Annotated in this window: 17 protein-coding genes; 5 read left to right on the top strand and 12 right to left on the bottom strand. The window is 60.9% G+C overall.

What is annotated here, in order from left to right:
- Positions 1-60: 60 nt before the first annotated feature.
- Entirely contained in the window at positions 61-2,220 is a 2,160-nt protein-coding gene (gene katE / locus DKY63_RS19515; RefSeq protein ID WP_110965580.1) for a catalase HPII, read from the bottom strand.
- 187 nt (positions 2,221-2,407) lie between these two features.
- Between katE and DKY63_RS19510 the strand changes: the two genes are divergently transcribed.
- The 3 genes from DKY63_RS19510 to DKY63_RS19500 all read left to right on the top strand — a co-directional run bounded on the left by DKY63_RS19510 (position 2,408) and on the right by DKY63_RS19500 (position 4,921).
- Positions 2,408-3,415, top strand: coding sequence for a methionine ABC transporter ATP-binding protein (locus DKY63_RS19510; RefSeq protein ID WP_110965579.1), 1,008 nt, complete (start codon positions 2,408-2,410; stop codon positions 3,413-3,415).
- Positions 3,415-4,089 carry a methionine ABC transporter permease gene (locus DKY63_RS19505; RefSeq protein WP_110965578.1) on the top strand — a complete coding sequence of 225 codons (675 nt, stop codon included), beginning with the start codon at positions 3,415-3,417 and terminating at the stop codon, positions 4,087-4,089. The genes DKY63_RS19510 and DKY63_RS19505 overlap by 1 nt, the downstream gene beginning before the upstream one ends.
- Before the next feature lie 61 nt (positions 4,090-4,150).
- Positions 4,151-4,921 (top strand): MetQ/NlpA family ABC transporter substrate-binding protein, encoded by a 771-nt coding sequence (locus DKY63_RS19500; RefSeq protein ID WP_110965577.1) that lies wholly within the window; start codon positions 4,151-4,153, stop codon positions 4,919-4,921.
- A gap of 184 nt (positions 4,922-5,105) precedes the next feature.
- Here DKY63_RS19500 and DKY63_RS19495 read toward each other — a convergent pair whose 3' ends face one another.
- The 5 genes from DKY63_RS19495 to DKY63_RS19475 are packed head-to-tail and all read right to left on the bottom strand — an operon-like array spanning position 5,106 to position 9,008.
- On the bottom strand, positions 5,106-5,741 hold the full coding sequence (locus DKY63_RS19495; protein ID WP_110965576.1) for an SCO family protein: 636 nt from the start codon (positions 5,739-5,741) through the stop codon (positions 5,106-5,108).
- Positions 5,738-6,637: a heme o synthase gene (gene cyoE / locus DKY63_RS19490; protein WP_110965575.1), complete on the bottom strand. Its 900-nt coding sequence runs from the start codon at positions 6,635-6,637 to the stop codon at positions 5,738-5,740. The genes DKY63_RS19495 and cyoE overlap by 4 nt, the downstream gene beginning before the upstream one ends.
- Complete coding sequence (locus tag DKY63_RS19485) at positions 6,625-7,698, bottom strand: COX15/CtaA family protein (protein ID WP_110965574.1); 1,074 nt, start codon at positions 7,696-7,698, stop codon at positions 6,625-6,627. Before DKY63_RS19485 ends, cyoE begins: the two co-directional genes overlap by 13 nt.
- A gap of 10 nt (positions 7,699-7,708) precedes the next feature.
- The gene (locus DKY63_RS19480; protein ID WP_110967947.1) at positions 7,709-8,302 is read right to left on the bottom strand and encodes a hypothetical protein; all 594 of its coding nucleotides are present in this window, start codon (positions 8,300-8,302) and stop codon (positions 7,709-7,711) included.
- Positions 8,268-9,008 (bottom strand): SURF1 family protein, encoded by a 741-nt coding sequence (locus tag DKY63_RS19475; RefSeq protein WP_110965573.1) that lies wholly within the window; start codon positions 9,006-9,008, stop codon positions 8,268-8,270. Before DKY63_RS19475 ends, DKY63_RS19480 begins: the two co-directional genes overlap by 35 nt.
- A gap of 70 nt (positions 9,009-9,078) precedes the next feature.
- Between DKY63_RS19475 and DKY63_RS19470 the strand changes: the two genes are divergently transcribed.
- Positions 9,079-9,282, top strand: coding sequence for a twin transmembrane helix small protein (locus DKY63_RS19470; protein WP_110965572.1), 204 nt, complete (start codon positions 9,079-9,081; stop codon positions 9,280-9,282).
- A gap of 18 nt (positions 9,283-9,300) precedes the next feature.
- Here DKY63_RS19470 and DKY63_RS19465 read toward each other — a convergent pair whose 3' ends face one another.
- From DKY63_RS19465 to coxB, 4 genes are all read right to left on the bottom strand, one after another.
- Complete coding sequence (locus DKY63_RS19465) at positions 9,301-10,188, bottom strand: cytochrome c oxidase subunit 3 (RefSeq protein WP_110965571.1); 888 nt, start codon at positions 10,186-10,188, stop codon at positions 9,301-9,303.
- A 25-nt stretch (positions 10,189-10,213) separates the two neighbouring features.
- The gene (locus DKY63_RS19460; protein ID WP_110965570.1) at positions 10,214-10,765 is read right to left on the bottom strand and encodes a cytochrome c oxidase assembly protein; all 552 of its coding nucleotides are present in this window, start codon (positions 10,763-10,765) and stop codon (positions 10,214-10,216) included.
- Positions 10,766-10,900: 135 nt separating this feature from the next.
- Complete coding sequence (ctaD, locus tag DKY63_RS19455) at positions 10,901-12,487, bottom strand: cytochrome c oxidase subunit I (RefSeq protein WP_110965569.1); 1,587 nt, start codon at positions 12,485-12,487, stop codon at positions 10,901-10,903.
- Between the two features lie 82 nt (positions 12,488-12,569).
- Positions 12,570-13,697, bottom strand: a complete 1,128-nt coding sequence (gene coxB, locus DKY63_RS19450; protein ID WP_110965568.1) for a cytochrome c oxidase subunit II — start codon at positions 13,695-13,697, stop codon at positions 12,570-12,572.
- 370 nt (positions 13,698-14,067) lie between these two features.
- Here coxB and DKY63_RS19445 point away from each other — a divergent pair, with 370 nt between their 5' ends.
- Complete coding sequence (locus DKY63_RS19445; protein ID WP_110965567.1) at positions 14,068-14,709, top strand: hypothetical protein; 642 nt, start codon at positions 14,068-14,070, stop codon at positions 14,707-14,709.
- A 126-nt stretch (positions 14,710-14,835) separates the two neighbouring features.
- Here DKY63_RS19445 and DKY63_RS19440 read toward each other — a convergent pair whose 3' ends face one another.
- Together DKY63_RS19440 and DKY63_RS19435 are read right to left on the bottom strand one after the other, a co-directional pair.
- Complete coding sequence (locus DKY63_RS19440; protein ID WP_110965566.1) at positions 14,836-16,362, bottom strand: SulP family inorganic anion transporter; 1,527 nt, start codon at positions 16,360-16,362, stop codon at positions 14,836-14,838.
- A 90-nt stretch (positions 16,363-16,452) separates the two neighbouring features.
- Complete coding sequence (locus DKY63_RS19435; protein ID WP_110965565.1) at positions 16,453-17,184, bottom strand: carbonic anhydrase; 732 nt, start codon at positions 17,182-17,184, stop codon at positions 16,453-16,455.
- Positions 17,185-17,307: the final 123 nt, after the last annotated feature.

The following is a 17,307-nucleotide window of genomic DNA, read 5'->3' as shown; positions in this document are numbered from 1 at the left end:
ACCCTTACCCTGTAGGAGCAAGGCTTGCTCGCGATGGCGACCTCTCAATCCACTCAAGACCTAGGCAGGAACCGCCTTGGCCTTCGCCTCCCTCTCCCAAACCCGATGCTGCCCGATCGCGGCAATAAACGCCTTGAACAGCTTGGCGTCCGCCCCGACGACCAACCCCGCATCCACCTCCAGCTTCAACACGTCCAGCAACTGCTTCGCCTCGCCATGCAAGGCAATCGCTTTCAGGTGCTTGTAAGCCTCCAGCAGGTAATGCAGCGCCACGCCGTCAGCGCTCAAGGCCTTGATCGATGCGGCGCCACCCGGCACGAACACCGCGTCGAACGTCACTGAAGGCAAACCTTCCATCGACGCATCCACGGGTAACGACTTGCCGTCGGCAGTTTTCACCGGCGCCGAGGTCGGGCCCAGCAGTTTGGCGTGGGCGCCTTCGGCCTTCAGCGCTTTCTTCATGGCATCAATCGCCGCGCTGTCGACGCCATTGGCAGCGAGAATCGCGACTTTGCGGGTCTTGATATCGGCGGGCAGCAAGTTGGCCTGACTCAAGGCCGGCGAACGCTCCAGAGACGTTTTCGCAACTTTGACTGTCCCAGCCTTCGGCACCGGCAACCCCAGGTTCTGCGCGACCCGCTTGGCCAGTTCCAAATCAATGTTTGCGAGGATTTCGTTGACCTGCCGTGCCCGGATGAACTCGCGCTCGACCTTGCCCAGCTCAAAGCTATACGCCGAGATAATGTGTTCCTGCTCGTGCGTGCTCATGCTGTGGAAAAACAGCCGTGCCTGGGAGAAGTGGTCGCTGAACGATTCGCTGCGCTGACGGATTTTATTGGCGTCGATGCGCTCGTGATAACTCTCGAAACCGCCGTCCACGGCTGCCGGCGGGGTCTCTTTCGGCCAGCCGCCATCGACGGAATTCGGCTCGTAGGCTGCGCGTCCCTTGTCGATGGTGCTGCGATGCTGGGCGTCGCGCTGGCCATTGTGGACAGGGATCACCGGGCGGTTGATGGGAATCTCGTGAAAGTTCGGCCCGCCCAGTCGACTGATTTGCGTATCGGTGTAGGAAAACAACCGACCTTGCAGCAACGGGTCGTTGGAAAAGTCGATCCCCGGCACGACGTGCCCCGGGCAGAACGCAACCTGTTCGGTCTCGGCGAAGAAATTGTCCGGGTTGCGGTTCAGGACCATCTTGCCCAGCGGGGTGATTGGCACCAGCTCTTCAGGAATCAGCTTGGTCGGGTCGAGAATGTCGAAATCGAAGGCGTGCTCGTTCTCTTCTTCAATGACCTGCACCCCCAGTTCCCATTCCGGGTAATCGCCCGTTTCGATGGCCTCCCACAGGTCGCGGCGGTGATAGTCGGTGTCCTTTCCCGCCAGCTTCTGGGCTTCATCCCACACCAGCGAACAGGTCCCGGCGGTGGGGCGCCAATGGAATTTGACGAAGCGTGATTGGCCCTCGGCATTGATCAGGCGAAAGGTATGCACGCCGAAGCCCTGCATGCTGCGCAGGCTTTTCGGGATTGCTCGGTCAGACATGGCCCAGATCACCATGTGCGCCGACTCCGGCTGCAGCGAAACGAAGTCCCAGAAGGTGTCGTGGGCCGAGCCGCCGGTGGGCATTTCGTTATGGGGCTCGGGCTTCACCGCGTGGACGAAGTCGGGAAACTTGATGGCGTCCTGAATGAAAAACACCGGCATGTTGTTGCCCACCAGGTCGTAGACCCCTTCATCGGTGTAGAACTTCACGGCGAAACCTCGTACATCACGCACGGTATCGCCTGACCCGCGCGGTCCCTGCACCGTCGAAAAACGCACGAACACCGGGGTTTTCTTGCCTGGGTCCCGTAGGAAACCGGCCTTGGTCAGCGTGCTATGGTTTTCGTACGACTGGAAGTAGCCATGGGCCCCGGTGCCGCGGGCATGCACGATGCGTTCGGGGATGCGCTCATGGTCAAAATGCGTGATCTTTTCACGCATGATGAAGTCTTCCAGCAGCGAAGGCCCGCGAGCGCCGGCCTTCAGCGTGTTCTGGTTGTCCGCCACCTTCACGCCTTGATTGGTTCGCAAGGCTTCACCGGTGGCATCGGAGCGGAATTGTTCCAGGCTATCGAGCTTGGCGTTGGTGTTCTTGCGGTCCGGGGTATCGGTTCCGGCCATTGCGCTCTTGGTGGCGGCGGGCTTCTTGGTGCTCATCAGGCATGACTCCTCAGGCATTTTCGAGTGGCCTAAGTAGTGACTGATGAGGTTTTTGGGCGTTCCTTTTATCTGACCTTTGATCGCGTTATTGCCAAAACGCTGGATGAAAGCGAAATAAATGCTAAGAACCTCTATACGGACAGGCTAAAATGCGCGCCCGGCTAACCGCTGATCCTTTTCCAACGCGCCCCACAAGGTTCGCTACGTGATCGAGTTTCAAAACGTCCATAAAACCTACCGCGTCGCCGGTAAGGATATCCCCGCCCTGCACCCGACCAGTCTGACGATTGAGAACGGCCAGGTCTTCGGCCTGATCGGCCATTCCGGTGCGGGAAAAAGTACCCTGCTGCGTCTGATCAACCGCCTGGAAAACGCCAGCGGCGGCAAAATCATCGTCGACGGCGAGGAAGTCACCGCGCTCGACGCCAACGGCCTGCGCCGTTTCCGTCAACAGGTCGGGATGATTTTCCAGCACTTCAACCTGCTGGCTTCCAAGACCGTGGCCGACAACGTCGCGCTGCCGCTGACGCTGGCCGGTGAAATGTCCCGCAGCGACATCGACCAGCGTGTTGCCGAGTTGCTGGCGCGCGTGGGTTTGTCCGATCACGCCAACAAGTACCCGGCGCAGTTGTCCGGTGGGCAGAAGCAGCGTGTCGGCATTGCCCGCGCCCTGGCCACCAAGCCGAAAATCCTGCTGTGCGACGAGGCCACCAGTGCCCTGGACCCGCAGACCACGGCGTCGGTCCTGCAACTGCTGGCCGAGATCAACCGCGAACTGAAACTGACCATCGTGTTGATCACCCATGAGATGGACGTGATCCGCCGTGTCTGCGATCAGGTCGGCGTGATGGACGCTGGCGTGATCGTCGAGCAAGGTTCGGTGGCCGAGGTGTTCCTGCATCCGAAGCACCCGACCACCAAGCGCTTCGTCCAGGAAGACGAGCAGATCGACGAAAGCGAACAGCGCGACGACTTCGCCCATGTGCCGGGCCGTATCGTGCGTCTGACCTTCCAGGGCGAAGCGACCTACGCGCCGTTGCTGGGTACCGTCGCCCGCGAAACCGGTGTGGACTACAGCATCCTCGCCGGTCGTATCGACCGCATCAAAGACATCCCTTACGGGCAACTGACCCTGGCCGTGACCGGCGGTGACATGGAAGCGGCTTTCGCCCGCTTCACCGCGGCCGACGTCCACATGGAGGTGCTGCGCTAATGGAAGCCCTGATGAGTTTCTTCTCCAACATCGACTGGTACGAAATCTGGCTGGCCACCGGCGACACGATGCTGATGCTCGGCGGTTCGCTGCTGTTCACCGTGCTGCTGGGTCTGCCGCTGGGCGTGCTGTTGTTCCTGTGCAGCCCGCGTCAATTGCTGGAAGCCAAAGGTGTCTACGCGATGCTGTCGCTGGTGGTGAACATCCTGCGTTCGCTGCCCTTCATCATTCTGCTGATCGTGATGATCCCGTTCACTGTGCTGATCACAGGTACCTCGCTGGGTGTCGCCGGTGCGATTCCGCCATTGGTGGTGGGTGCCACGCCGTTCTTCGCACGACTGGTGGAAACCGCGCTGCGTGAAGTGGATCGCGGCATCATCGAGGCGACCCAGGCCATGGGCGCGACCACCCGGCAGATCATCACCAATGCGCTATTGCCGGAGGCCCGTCCGGGTATCTTCGCGGCGATTACGGTGACTGCGATTACACTGGTTTCCTACACGGCGATGGCCGGTGTGGTGGGCGCCGGTGGTCTGGGTGACCTGGCGATCCGTTTCGGCTACCAGCGTTTCCAGACTGACGTGATGGTGGTCACGGTGATTTTGCTGCTGGTGCTGGTGCAGGTCCTGCAAACCGTTGGCGACAAATTGGTTGTGCATTTTTCCCGTAAGTAAGACATGTGCCGGCCATTCGCTGGCAGGCGCCAAAACGGGCGCCTCTAAAGGAGTTAGCTGAATGAAAAAACTACTCGTCGCGTTCGCTGCCGTTGCGGCCTTTTCCGCCCACGCCGACACCCTGACCGTTGCGGCCACCCCGGTGCCGCACGCCGAGATTCTCGAGTTCGTGAAGCCGGCGCTGGCCAAAGAAGGCGTGGACTTGAAGGTCAAGGTCTTCACCGACTACATCCAGCCGAACGTACAGGTAGCCGAGAAACGTCTGGACGCCAACTTCTTCCAGCACCAGCCGTACCTCGATGAGTTCAACAAGGCCAAGGGCACCAACCTGGTGTCGGTTGCCGGCGTGCACCTGGAGCCGCTGGGTGCTTACTCCAGCAAGTACAAGGCGCTGACCGAGCTGCCAAGCACCGCCACCGTGGTGATCCCGAACGATGCCACCAACGGCGGCCGCGCACTGTTGCTGCTGGACAAGGCGGGCGTGATCAAGTTGAAGGATTCGAACAACATCCTGTCGACCGTCAAGGACATCACCGAGAACCCGAAAAACCTGAAGTTCCGTGAACTGGAAGCCGCGACCATCCCGCGCGTGCTGACCCAGGTCGACCTGGCGCTGATCAACACCAACTACGCGCTGGAAGCCAAGCTCGATCCGGCCAAGGATGCACTGGTCATCGAAGGCAGCGACTCGCCGTACGTGAACATCCTGGTTGCCCGTCCGGACGACAAGGACAGCGAAGCGATGAAGAAGCTGGTTGCTGCCTTGCACAGCCCGGAAGTGAAGGCATTCATCGTCGAGAAGTACAAAGGCGCGGTAGTGCCGGCGTTCTGATTGGCTGATGCAATTAAAAAAGGGGACGCCATGAGCGTCCCCTTTTTTATGCCTGAAACACGGCCCCCTGTAGGAGCGAGCATGCTCGCGATGGAGGTGAACGATTACGCTGGGAGCCTGATACCCAGCGGTGTTCTGGAGTCCATCGCGAGCATGCTCGCTCCTACAGGGAGAGATGCGACGATTATTTACGGTTAACCATCACCGGTAACTGCGCCACCAGCTTCACATTGTTCAATGGCGCCCGAATAAACCCGCGTTGCGTTCCGTCCGGCCCGATCACCGCGAGGTTGCCGCTGTGATCCACCGTGTAATTGGGCTTGCTGGTATCAGCCGGAATGAACGGAATGCTCACCGCGTTGGCGACTTTCTGCAGCTCATCGGTGGATGTAGGCGTCAGGCCGATGAACTGCGGGTCGAAGTAGCCCAGGTACTGCTTGAGCTGCTTGGGTGTGTCGCGGTTCGGGTCGACGCTGACCAGGATGATCTGCAACTTGGCCACAGCCTCCGGCGGCAGTTCGCTCTTGATCTGGCGCAGCTGGGCGAGGGTGGTCGGGCAGATGTCCGGGCAGAAGGTATAGCCGAAGAACAGCAGGCTCCACTTGCCCTTGAGCTCGTTGATCGCCACCGGTTTGCCGTCCTGATCGGTCATGCTCACATCCGGCAGGGTGCGGCTTTGCGGCAGCAGGATGATGCCGGCATCGATCAGCGCCGTCGGGTCGCCCTGGCCCTTGCTGGAGAGCACTTTGTTGATGGTCAGGCCCAGGACCAGTGCAATCAGGGCAACAAGGATGAAGACGGTTTTTTGGGTTCGAGTCATAGGTTCAACATCAGGTAGTGGTCTACGAGCAGGGCGATAAACAGCAGGAACAAGTAATAAATAGAGTACTTGAAGGTGTTGATCGCCGCGTGCGGCCGAGTGCCACGGTACAGCACCACGGCCCATTGCAGAAACCTTGCGCCTAGCCCTGCGGCGCAAATCAGATAGAGCAGGCCGCTCATGTGGATCGCGTAGGGCATCATGCTGACGGCCAGCAGCGCGCCGGTATAAAGCAGGATGTGCACCTTGGTGTAGTGCTCGCCGTGGGTGACCGGCAGCATCGGGATGTCGGCCTTGGCGTATTCCTCCTTGCGATGGATCGCCAGCGCCCAGAAGTGCGGCGGGGTCCAGGCGAAGATGATCAATACCAGCAACAGCGGTTCGGCGCTGACGTGGCCGGTGGCGGCGGTCCAGCCCAGCAGTGGAGGGGCGGCGCCGGCGAGACCGCCGATGACGATGTTCTGCGGTGTCGCGCGTTTCAGGAAGCCGGTGTAGATCACGGCGTAGCCGAGCAGGGACGCCAGGGTCAGCCAGGCCGTCAGCGGGTTGGTAAACGCCAGCAGTAACGCCTGCCCCAGCAGCGCCAGCACCAGGGCGAACGTCAGTGCCGCCGCCGGTGAAACCCGTCCTTCGGCCAATGGCCGCTTGTGGGTGCGGGCCATCACCGCATCGATCCGCCGATCCACCACATGGTTCACCGCCGCCGCTCCCCCGGCACACAAGGCGATGCCCAGGTTGCCGAACACCAGCACGGTCCAGGGCACGCCGGCGCGGGTCGCGAGGAACATCCCGACCAGCGAGGTGATGAGCATCAGCACCACCACCTTGGGTTTGGTCAGCTCCAGGTAGTCACGCCAGATCGCCTGGCTGGGACGTTCGCCGATCAGAATCGCCATGGCATCTCTCCTTTTATTGTTATGGGCCCGGCGGATTGTTTACGCGGGCTGAAACGCCAGCGTGACGGCTGTGTGACCCGCACCAGACTGGTTCGCGCGTGATAATTGACCAGCACCATCGTCAGCAGTAGCGCCGCGCCGCCGGCGTTGTGCGCCACGGCTACGGGCAGCGGCAGATGAAACAGCACGTTGCTGATGCCCAGGGTGATCTGCGCGGCGAGGGCGACCAGTACCAACCCTGCCAGCCGTGTCATGCCAACGACCTTCAACTGCCAGGCGAGGCCGAACAGCACCAGCGTCACCAGCAAGGCACCGATGCGATGGGTCAGGTGAATCGCCGTGCGGGCATCGCTGTCGAGCTGGCCACCGAGGTAATTCGGGCCGATGTGCTGGGTCAGGTGAAAGCCGTTGGCGAAGTCGGCGGCCGGCAGCCATTGGCCGTGGCAGGTGGGGAAGTCGATGCAGGCCACGGCGGCATAGTTGGAACTGACCCAGCCGCCAAGGGCGATTTGCCCGATCACCAGCAACAGCCCGGCGGTAGCCCAATATTGCAAGCGGCGTGGCACCGTCAGCGCCGGCAAGACTCCGGACAGCCGCAAGGTCAGCAGGAACAACAGACTCAAGGTGGCGAAACCGCCGAGCAAATGCCCGGTCACCACCTGCGGCCAGAGTTTGAGCGTCACCGTCCACATGCCGAAAGCCGCCTGGGCGAACACCACCCCCAGCAGAAACAGCGGCAGTTTCAGCGGTTGCCCCGGATGCCGGCGATTCACCCACGCGCGGCCGGCCAACACTGAAATCAGCAGGCCGAGGGTGCCGGCAAAGTAGCGATGGATCATCTCGTTCCAGCCCTTGTGGGCTTCCACCGGGGTGTCCGGGAAATGCAGTTCGGCATGGGCCAGCTGGGCTTCGCTTTTCGGCACGCTGATGAAGCCGTAGCAGCCGGGCCAGTCCGGGCAGCCGAGACCGGCGTGGGTCAGGCGGGTGTAGGCGCCGAGCAACACCACAATCAGCGCCAGCAGGGTGGCAAACAGCGCGAGGCGAAATCCAGGTTTGGCCATGACGATGCCCTTATCCGATGTTCGACAGTTTCAGCAGGTGGCGCAGGTCGTTGAGCAGGTCCTTGCCTTTGACCGAAGGGTCGTAGCGCAGCACCAGATTGCCGTGGGGGTCGACGATCCACAGGTGCGGCAAGGCCTGGTCCGGCGAGGTCTTGCGATACGTGCCCAGGTCCAGCGGATAACGCTGCAACTGTGGGTATTCGCGGGTCAGCTTGGCGTCGTAGTCGCCGCTCAGAGGCTGTGCGGTGGCGATGGCATGGCTGGCGCGCGAGGCGTCCTTGCCCAGGCCAATCTGAATCTGCCGGGCCAGGTACACCAGTTGCTGACAGTCCACGGCGCATTCCTGCGGCGCGGTCACCAACAGCTGCCAGCGCTGCTCATCGGCTTGCACACCAAGGTCGGCGCGGGACTGGCCGTTGCCGATCAATTCACCGTGATAGCTGCGGCCCTCCGGCACCCAGAACTGCAATTTGTACATGCCGGTGGCGAGGATCATCGGACCGACCACCCCGAGCAGGATCAGCAACAGTTGAATGCGTCCCTTGCGCCGCGTCGCCGGTGTTTTGGCCTCAGACATGCTGGGTGGATTCATGGCCGCTCCCATGGTGTTTCTCCTTTGCGTTGTGCCAGCCGAGGTACAGATAAAGGCCGAACAGGGCGATCGACATGGCGAACCACTGAACGGCATAAGCGATATGTTTCTCCGGGCCCATGGCGACCACCGGCCAATCGGCCTGGTACGTCGCGGGGCCGGTTTCTGCGCGTAATTCGTAGGCAAAGCCGTCGCGGTCCAGGGAGGTCCAGAGCGCCTTGGGGTCAATGGCCGTCAGCAGTTTTGGCCAGGCGCTGGTGCTCGGGTCGGCGTGCAGCTGGAAGGCAGCGCCGGGGGACACGTAGACCCAGGCGTCGAGGCTCAGGACTTCAGCGGGCGTGGTGAATTGCGGTGGGGTACGGCGATCCGGCCAGGGCAACCAGCCGCGATTGACCAGCAGCCACAATCCCGTTGCCTGATCCTGGAACGGTTGCAGCAACTCGACCCCGACCTTGCCGCCGCGCTGGCGGTTGTCCAGCAGCAGGCTGTGGGCGGCATCGAATTGACCGTGCAGGCGTACCTGGCGGAAAGCCGGGTCTGCGCTGTGTTGCAGTTCGGTGCTGGCCATCGGTTCGGCGGCCCGGCGTTCGGCGTAGCTTTGCAGCAGCGCGCTTTTCTCCGCGCCGCGACTCAGTTGCCAGAACCCGAGCGACACCAGCAGCGGCAGCAGAAGGGCGACCACCAGCGTCGGTACAACGCCCGGCCGAAAGCGCTTCATGGCGTGGCCAGAAAGTCGGTCAGCGCGATAGCTATACTCAAATGCATCGCATGTCCCCCGGAGTGTCCCCATGCTCAAAGCAGCTATCGTCCTGATGCTGATTGCCACGGTTGTCAGCCTGTTCAGCGGCCTGTTTTTTCTGGTCAAGGACGACAGCCGTTCAAACCGCCTCGTCATTGCCTTGAGTGTCCGTGTTGCCCTGGCCGCCGTGACCGTGGGCTTGATTGCCTGGGGTTTCTTCAGCGGCCAGTTGGTGTCGCATGCGCCTTGGTAAGGCGTTAAGTGGAACGCGTCACAGCACGTAAACGAAAACGAACAACCCGATCCACACCACGTCCACGAAGTGCCAGTACCAACTCGCCGCCTCGAAGCCGAACTGATGCTCGTTGTCGAAGTGCCCGCGCATGATCCGCATCAACATCACGAACAGGATGATGGTGCCGATGGTCACGTGGGCCCCGTGGAACCCGGTGAGCATGAAGAATGTGGCACCGTAGATGCCCGAGCCCAGGGTCAGGCCCAGTTCGTGGTAGGCGTGCATGTACTCTTCGGCCTGGAAGCCGAGGAACGCACAGCCCAGCAACACGGTGATCGCCAGCCAGAGTTTCAATGCGCCGCGATGGCCCTTTTTCAAGGCGTGGTGGGCGATGGTCACGGTGACGCTGGAGCTGACCAGTAATACGGTGTTGAGCAGCGGCAGGCCCCAGGGGCTGATGACTTCCTTGGGTGGCGGGAAGAGCTTGGAGTCGGGGTTGTCCAGCAGCGGCCAGGTGAACTGGAAGTTCGGCCACAGCATATGGGCGATGCCCTTGGTGCCTTCACCGCCGAGGGCTGGCCCGGCAAGGTGGCGCACATAAAACAGGGCGCCGAAGAAGGCGATGAAGAACATGACCTCCGAGAAAATGAACCAGCTCATGCCCCAGCGGAACGAGCGATCCATCTGCGCGCTGTACAACCCGCTGCGGCTCTCCTTGATCACCGTGCCGAACCAGCCGAACAGAATGTAGGCCAGCATCAGGCCGCCAACGAAAAAGATCAGCGGGCCGTGGGATTCCGGCCGCGCAGCCTTCAGATCGTTGAACCAGGTGCCCAGGCCGAACATGGTGACGAACATCCCGACGGTGGCGATGATCGGCCATTTGCTCTGGGCCGGAACGTAATAGTGCTCATGAGTTGCCATTTATTGTTCTCCTTATCGGGCACGCTCAACCGCCAGTGTTTACAGCGACCGGTGGATGTCGGGCGGTGATATCGAACAGCGTGTAGGACAGCGTCAAATGCTTCACATCCTTGGGCATGTCACGGTCAACGATGAAGCGCACCGGCATTTCTATTCGTTCACCGGGCTGCAGCACTTGCTGGGTAAAGCAGAAGCATTCGGTCTTGTGGAAGTACGCCGCCGCCGTGCTGGGCGCGATGCTCGGCACGGCCTGGGCACTCATCGGGCGGTCGGTGGGGTTGTGGGCGATGAAGATCATCTCGTTCACCGCCCCGGGGTTGGTCGTCAGTTCTTCGCCCTTGGGGTAGAAATCCCAGGGCATGTCGGCGGAGTTGGTCGACAGAAACTGCACGCGAACCTGCCGCGATGTGTCCACCGTCTGCTCGCCCTCGTACTGTCCGGCGGTCTTTCCGTTGATGCCGAAGGCCTTGCACATCACGTCGTAGATCGGCACCAGGGCAAACCCGAAGACAAACATCGCCACCACCACCAGCAACAGGCGGGTGACGAGTTTCTTCAGTGAAATCGAGTCAGCCATGATTCCCGACCTCTTCGTATAACCCTGTAGGAGCGAGCATGCTCGCGATGGTCGTTAACGATGACGCTGGGTGCCTGAAACCCCACGGCGCTCTCGGGTTTTTCGCGAGCATGCTCGCTCCTACAGTGAGGTGTTTCATTTCACTTCCGGCGGCGTGGTGAAGGTGTGGTACGGCGCCGGTGACGGAATGCTCCACTCCAGGCCTTCAGCCCCATCCCAGGGTTTGGCCGGGGCTGGTGGGCCGCCGCGAATGGTCTTGATGACGATGAACAGGAAGAAGATCTGCGTTGAGCCGAACAGGAACGCGCCGATCGACGACACCATGTTGAAGTCGGCGAATTGCAGGTTGTAGTCCGGGATCCGCCGCGGCATGCCCGCCAGCCCCACGAAGTGCATCGGGAAGAAGGCCATGTTCATGCCGATGAACGACAGCCAGAAATGCAGCTTGCCGAGGGTTTCGTCGTACATGTGGCCGGTCCATTTCGGCAGCCAGTAGTACGCCGAGGCGAAGATCCCGAAGATCGCTCCCGGTACCAGCACGTAGTGGAAATGCGCGACCACGAAGTAGGTGTCCTGGTACTGGAAGTCCGCCGGGGCGATGGCCAGCATCAGGCCGGAGAAGCCGCCGATGGAGAACAGGATCACGAACGCCACCGCGAACAGCATCGGTGTTTCGAAGGTCAGCGAGCCTTGCCACATGGTGCTCGCCCAGTTGAACACCTTCACCCCGGTCGGTACGGCGATCAGCATGGTGGCATACATGAAGAACAGCTCGCCCACCAGCGGAATGCCCACCACGAACATGTGGTGCGCCCAGACGATGAACGAAAGGAACGCGATGCTCGCCGTGGCGTAGACCATCGAGGTGTAGCCGAACAGCGGCTTGCGTGAGAACGCCGGGATGATCGAGCTGACGGCGCCGAAGGCCGGCAGGATCATGATGTACACCTCGGGGTGGCCGAAGAACCAGAACACATGCTGGAACAGTACCGGGTCACCGCCACCGGCCGCACTGAAGAAGCTGGTGTGGAAGTGGATGTCCATCAGCATCATGGTCACGCACCCGGCCAGCACCGGCATTACCGCGATCAGCAGGAACGCGGTGATCAGCCAGGTCCAGACGAACAGCGGCATTTTCATCAACGTCATGCCGGGGGCGCGCAGGTTGAGGATGGTGGCGATCACGTTGATCGCGCCCATGATCGAACTGATCCCCATCATGTGGATGGCAAAGATGAAGAACGTCACGCTTTCCGGCGCGTAGGTCGTCGACAGCGGGGCGTAGAACGTCCAGCCGAAGTTCGGACCGCCACCGGGCATGAACAGCGTCGACACCAACAGCCCAAACGCAGCGGGCAACAGCCAGAAGCTGAAGTTGTTCATGCGCGGCAGGGCCATGTCCGGCGCGCCGATCATCAGCGGCACCATCCAGTTGGCCAGGCCGACGAAGGCCGGCATCACGGCACCGAAGACCATCACCAGGCCGTGCATGGTGGTCATCTGGTTGAAGAATTCCGGCTGGACGATTTGCAGGCCTGGCTGGAACAGTTCGGCGCGAATCACCATCGCGAACGAGCCGCCGAGCAGGAACATGCAGAACGCAAACCACAGGTACAGCGTGCCGATGTCCTTGTGGTTGGTGGTCAGTACCCAGCGCATCAGGCCTTTGGCGGGGCCGTGGGCGTGGTCGGCATGACCATGGTCATCGATGACGGCGCTCATGGCCTGTCTCCTGTCAACGAATGGGCTGGGCGGGCCGGGGCGCATTGCCCCGACCGGTTGCTTGCGTGCGCTATGGTCCGGGTCATTTGCTTTCCGCCTGTTTCAGCTCAAGCACTTCTTTCGGCGTGACCATGTCGCCCTTGTTGTTGCCCCAGGCGTTACGTTCGTAGGTCACGACGGCCGCGATATCGACTTCCGAGAGCTGCTTGCCGAACGCCGCCATGGCGGTGCCGGGCTTGCCGTGGAAGACCAGGCTCAGGTGAGCTTCTTTCGGGCCGGTGGCGATTTTCGAGCCCTTGAGGGCCGGGAACATCGGCGGCAGGCCCTGGCCTTCAGCCTGGTGACAGGCCACGCAGGTGGTGTGGTAGATCTTGTCGCCGCGATCCTTGAGCTCGTCGAGCGTCCATTCCTTGCTGGTCAGCTCTTTGAGTTGCGCGGCTTCAGCCTTGCGATCGGCCAGCCATTTTTCGTAGTCGGCCTTTTCCTTGACGTCGACCACGATCGGCATGAACCCGTGGTCCTTGCCGCACAGCTCGGCGCACTGGCCACGATAGAGGCCGGGTTTTTCGACACGGGTCCAGGCTTCGTTGACGAACCCGGGGATCGCATCGCGCTTGACCGCGAAGGCCGGTACCCACCAGGAGTGGATCACGTCGGCGGAGGTCACAAGGAAACGCACCTTGGCGCCAACCGGCAGCACCAGCGGCTTGTCGACCTCGAGCAAGTAGTGCTCGCCCTTGGCTTCCTTGTTGTGGATCTGCTCGGCGGGGGTGGTCAGGTTGCTGAAGAACTCGACGTCCTGGCCCAGGTATTTGTAGTGCCACTTCCACTGATAGCCAGTGACTTGGATATCGATATCCGGCTCGCTGGCGTCGTACATCTTGATGAGGGTGGCTGTCGCGGGAATGGCCATGACCACCAGAATCACAAAGGGCACGATGGTCCAGAGGATTTCGACGGTCGTGCTTTCGTGAAATTTTGCGGCGACTTGCCCGGTCGAGCGGCGATGCAGAATCATCGACCAGAACATGGCGCCGAAGACGATGATGCCAATCACTACACAGATCCAGAAAATGGTCATGTGCAGGTCAAATACAGCGTGACTGATTTCAGTCGCTCCAGGCGCCATATTCACAGTCCAGGCTGCTTGCGCCGGGCTGAAAATCGACCACAACAGGAGGCCCATCCAGACATGTGGATGTCGCATCATTGCGGGTTCCCCTTATCGTTCTTGTTATCCCGCCGGCTTTCACCTGCGGCAAGGGAGCGGCTGCATCAGACTACGAACTTGAATTGCCGGGCCTTGCTGCAGTTGCAGTCGGGCGTCATCAGCTAACTCCATTCATGAGCGAGTATAGACAGCGACTCTCACCTCGCAATGTGAAGGCGTAAATCATCTGAAACAGCATTAACTTGCTTTGCAGGTCAAGAATGGAGAAGGATGAGGATGAGTGGTGGCAAACCGATATAACGGGGGCGTCTCAAGGATGAAACAATTATGACAAATGCGTCTTAGCATTTTTCGTAAGCCAGCTAAGTTATGTCTTCCCTAATTCATTGCCTTGTTTCCTGGAGTTTTCATGAACACCGCCGCATTGCGCGAGCAGATCCTAAAAGCCCAACAACACGAAGCCGAAACCGGCCTGCTGACCCGTCAACTGGAAAGCAAACTGCCTCATCTCCACCCGGCGATCCAATTGCCGGAAGCCGATGCCAACGGCGTGCTGACACGTTTTGTCGCCGCCTACATCGACGAAGTGCCTGATCTGCTGGAAGCAGCCAATGAAGTCGCCAGGGAAGCGGGAATCGAGTCGCAGATCAAACCGGTGCTGAAAATTGCCGAGCAGTATTTCCTTCAGCCGCCCGCCATCATGGCCGGCCATGTCGGGCTCGACAGCTTGCTGGATGAAGCCTATCTGGCGCACCGATTCGTCGAAGAGGTCAACGACCTGTACATCAAGCATTTCGGCCAGCCATTGATCCCACTGGACATGACGGTCGCCAATCTGATTGCTCACCAATTGATCGGTGAGGAATTTGCCAACCAACTGGACGAGGCGGTGCATCACGCCGTGGACGAGATGCTCAACGACGACAGCTTCGCGCTGGAGTCGGTCGAGGCCTACCGCGAGAAACTCAGCAGCCCGGACACCGGTGCGGCGTGGAAGCGCTGGCCGTGCATGTCCCGCCGGCTGGGTGTGGGCCTCGAACTGGAAGCCTGACCCTCCACCTTCCCCTGTAGGAGCGAGCATGCTCGCGATGGTCGACAACGATTACGCGGGGCTCCTGATGCCCTGCGGTGTTCTCTGGTCCATCGCGAGCATGCTCGCTCCTACAGGGGCGGTTTTTTAGCCTGCCGCGCCGATACCGGTATTGGTTCTAACACGCCCCTCCAACCTGCGCTTCAACCCCCGCGACTCGATCAACAGCGTCGAGCCCTTGGCCGCATTCGCCCGACCCCATTCTTCCAGCAACTCCAGGCACGAGTGATCGATGTAGCTCAGGTTATTGAGCGGCACGTGCACCGTTGTGCCCGCAGGAATGCTGCCCAATACCTGGGTCAGCGCCGGTACTTTGAGGAAGGTGGCCGCGCCGCTCAGGCGCAGTTCCATTTCACCGGCCTGAGGCAGGTCGATCAGGCTGATTTTCAACCGTGAAGCCTTCAGTGCCAGTTTCACCAGCGTGAGACCGAAACCGATCAGAACACCGGTCAGCAAGTCAGTGAAAATAATCGCCAAGGCTGTCGCGGCGTAGGTGAACATCGGCATCCGGCCATAACGACCCAACCCGCGAAAGGCTTTGAGATCCACCAGTTTGAAGCCGGTATAGACCAACACGCCGGCCAGGCTCGCCACCGGAATGCTTTGCAGCACGCTCGACAGCAGCAATACGAACCCCAGCAGCCACAGGCCGTGGAAAATCGTCGAGTAGCGGGTGGTTGCGCCGGCCTGCACGTTGGCCGAGCTGCGCACAATAACTCCGGTCATCGGCAAGGCGCCGAGCAGCCCGCAGAGCATGTTGCCAACCCCTTGTGCCGACAATTCACGGTCGAAGTCCGCTCGCTCGCCGCTGTGCATGCGATCCACGGCCGCAGCGGACAGCAGGGTTTCGGCGCTGGCGATGAAGGCCACGGCGAAAGCGGCAATCAGCAACGCGGGATCGGCGAGGTTGAGCAGGTCGGCCGGTTTCAGCCAATCAATGGCTTGCGCCAGATTGGCCGGGACTTCGACCCGTTTCACCGGCAATGCCAGCAGCAGGCTGGCGATCGTCGCCAGGCCCACCCCGAGCAGCGCGCCGGGAATGAAGCGCAGTGAATGTGGGCGCAGTTTTTCCCATAGCCACATCACCGCGATGGTCGACAGCCCCAGCAGTCCGGCCTGCCAGCCAAACGACGGCAGCGCCTGGGCCACTGCGCCGGGGAAGGCCGTGAGGTTATCGAGGCCAGAGGGTTTTGGCGCGGCGTCGAGCATCACATGCACCTGTGAGAGCACGATCAGCACGCCGATCCCGGCGAGCATGCCGTACACCACGGCCGGTGCCGTCACCCGGAACCAGCACCCGAGCTTGAATCGCCCCGCCAGCAATTGCAGAAACCCTGCCAGCAACAGGATCGGCCCGAGCATGGCCACCCCATGCTGGCGCACCAATTCGAACACCAGCACCGCCAGGCCCGCCGCCGGGCCGCTGACTTGCAACGGAGAACCCGCCAGCCAGCCCACGACCAGGCCACCGATGATGCCGGTGATCAAACCTTTGGCTGGCGGTAGCCCCGAGGCAATGGCGATGCCCATGCACAAGGGCAGGGCGACCAGAAACACAACCACCGAAGCCAGCAGCTCCCGTGGCATAACAGCTTTGAGTTGAGCCGCACGCATAGTGATTCTCCCGAAGTTTTCTTCAGGCGTGGCGAAGCCGGGCCGCTGAAACAGCGACCGGCGTCAGACCACGCGGATTTTTAGGAGGATTTAGAAGCGCGCTTTGGGCGTCGCCATCGGAATCGGCACGCTGCCATCAAGCGGCAGGAAACGACCCTGATCGGCGTCGTAGGCTTTGATCTTGCTGGATTCGATGTCGTAGACCCAGCCATGGATGAACAGTTGACCGTTGGCGATGCGCGAGGCTACCGAGGGGTGGGTGCGCAAGTGTTGCAGTTGAGCGATGACATTTTCCTCGGTGAGGACATGCATCGTCTCGTTTTCGTCGGCGCAGTTGCAGTTGTCGTGCACCATGGTTTTCGCCACTTCCGCATGCTGCAGCCAGGCTTTGACTGTGGGCATTTTTTCCAGGGTGTGAGGGTTGAGCACCGCGCGCATCGCGCCGCAATCGGAGTGGCCGCAGATGATGATGTGCTGCACGCCCAGCGCCAGCACCGCGTACTCGATGGCCGTGGAGACGCCGCCGTTCATCTGCCCGTAGGGCGGGACGACGTTGCCGACGTTACGGGTGACGAACAGATCGCCTGGAGAGCTGTGGGTGATGAGTTCGGGAACGATGCGCGAGTCAGCGCAGGTAATGAACATCGCCCGTGGCGTTTGCGCCGTGGCGAGTTTCTTGAAGAGCTCTTCCTGCTGCGGAAAGACCTCATGATGAAAATGCAAAAAGCCGTCAACGATATGCTTCAACGCTGCATCGGCGGATTCCACCTCGGGCTGGGTGGAGGCCGACGCAGCCAACGGCTGTTTATCCTTGTCACTCATGATTCATCCTCTTTGGCGGGCTCGGGGAACTGTCCCGATTGTCCGGCGTGAAGCCAGTGGCTGGTTAAAAAACATCCAGGTCATGAGGCTCGACCCATCAGTCACTCGATGAACAAGGTAGCG

This window comes from Pseudomonas putida (assembly GCF_003228315.1).
GTDB lineage: Bacteria > Pseudomonadota > Gammaproteobacteria > Pseudomonadales > Pseudomonadaceae > Aquipseudomonas > Aquipseudomonas putida_S.
This window is presented reverse-complemented; position numbering and strand designations above follow the sequence as displayed.

Coding starts and splice junctions, on each gene's coding strand:
- coxB (WP_110965568.1), bottom strand. CDS start 13,697: ATGATGCGACATCCACATGTCTGGATGGGCCTCCTGTTGTGGTCGATT.
- DKY63_RS19480 (WP_110967947.1), bottom strand. CDS start 8,302: ATGGGAGCGGCCATGAATCCACCCAGCATGTCTGAGGCCAAAACACCG.
- DKY63_RS19500 (WP_110965577.1), top strand. CDS start 4,151: ATGAAAAAACTACTCGTCGCGTTCGCTGCCGTTGCGGCCTTTTCCGCC.
- DKY63_RS19470 (WP_110965572.1), top strand. CDS start 9,079: ATGCTCAAAGCAGCTATCGTCCTGATGCTGATTGCCACGGTTGTCAGC.
- DKY63_RS19435 (WP_110965565.1), bottom strand. CDS start 17,184: ATGAGTGACAAGGATAAACAGCCGTTGGCTGCGTCGGCCTCCACCCAG.
- DKY63_RS19495 (WP_110965576.1), bottom strand. CDS start 5,741: ATGACTCGAACCCAAAAAACCGTCTTCATCCTTGTTGCCCTGATTGCA.
- DKY63_RS19485 (WP_110965574.1), bottom strand. CDS start 7,698: ATGGCCAAACCTGGATTTCGCCTCGCGCTGTTTGCCACCCTGCTGGCG.
- cyoE (WP_110965575.1), bottom strand. CDS start 6,637: ATGGCGATTCTGATCGGCGAACGTCCCAGCCAGGCGATCTGGCGTGAC.
- DKY63_RS19440 (WP_110965566.1), bottom strand. CDS start 16,362: ATGCGTGCGGCTCAACTCAAAGCTGTTATGCCACGGGAGCTGCTGGCT.
- ctaD (WP_110965569.1), bottom strand. CDS start 12,487: ATGAGCGCCGTCATCGATGACCATGGTCATGCCGACCACGCCCACGGC.
- DKY63_RS19445 (WP_110965567.1), top strand. CDS start 14,068: ATGAACACCGCCGCATTGCGCGAGCAGATCCTAAAAGCCCAACAACAC.
- DKY63_RS19505 (WP_110965578.1), top strand. CDS start 3,415: ATGGAAGCCCTGATGAGTTTCTTCTCCAACATCGACTGGTACGAAATC.
- katE (WP_110965580.1), bottom strand. CDS start 2,220: ATGCCTGAGGAGTCATGCCTGATGAGCACCAAGAAGCCCGCCGCCACC.
- DKY63_RS19465 (WP_110965571.1), bottom strand. CDS start 10,188: ATGGCAACTCATGAGCACTATTACGTTCCGGCCCAGAGCAAATGGCCG.
- DKY63_RS19460 (WP_110965570.1), bottom strand. CDS start 10,765: ATGGCTGACTCGATTTCACTGAAGAAACTCGTCACCCGCCTGTTGCTG.
- DKY63_RS19475 (WP_110965573.1), bottom strand. CDS start 9,008: ATGAAGCGCTTTCGGCCGGGCGTTGTACCGACGCTGGTGGTCGCCCTT.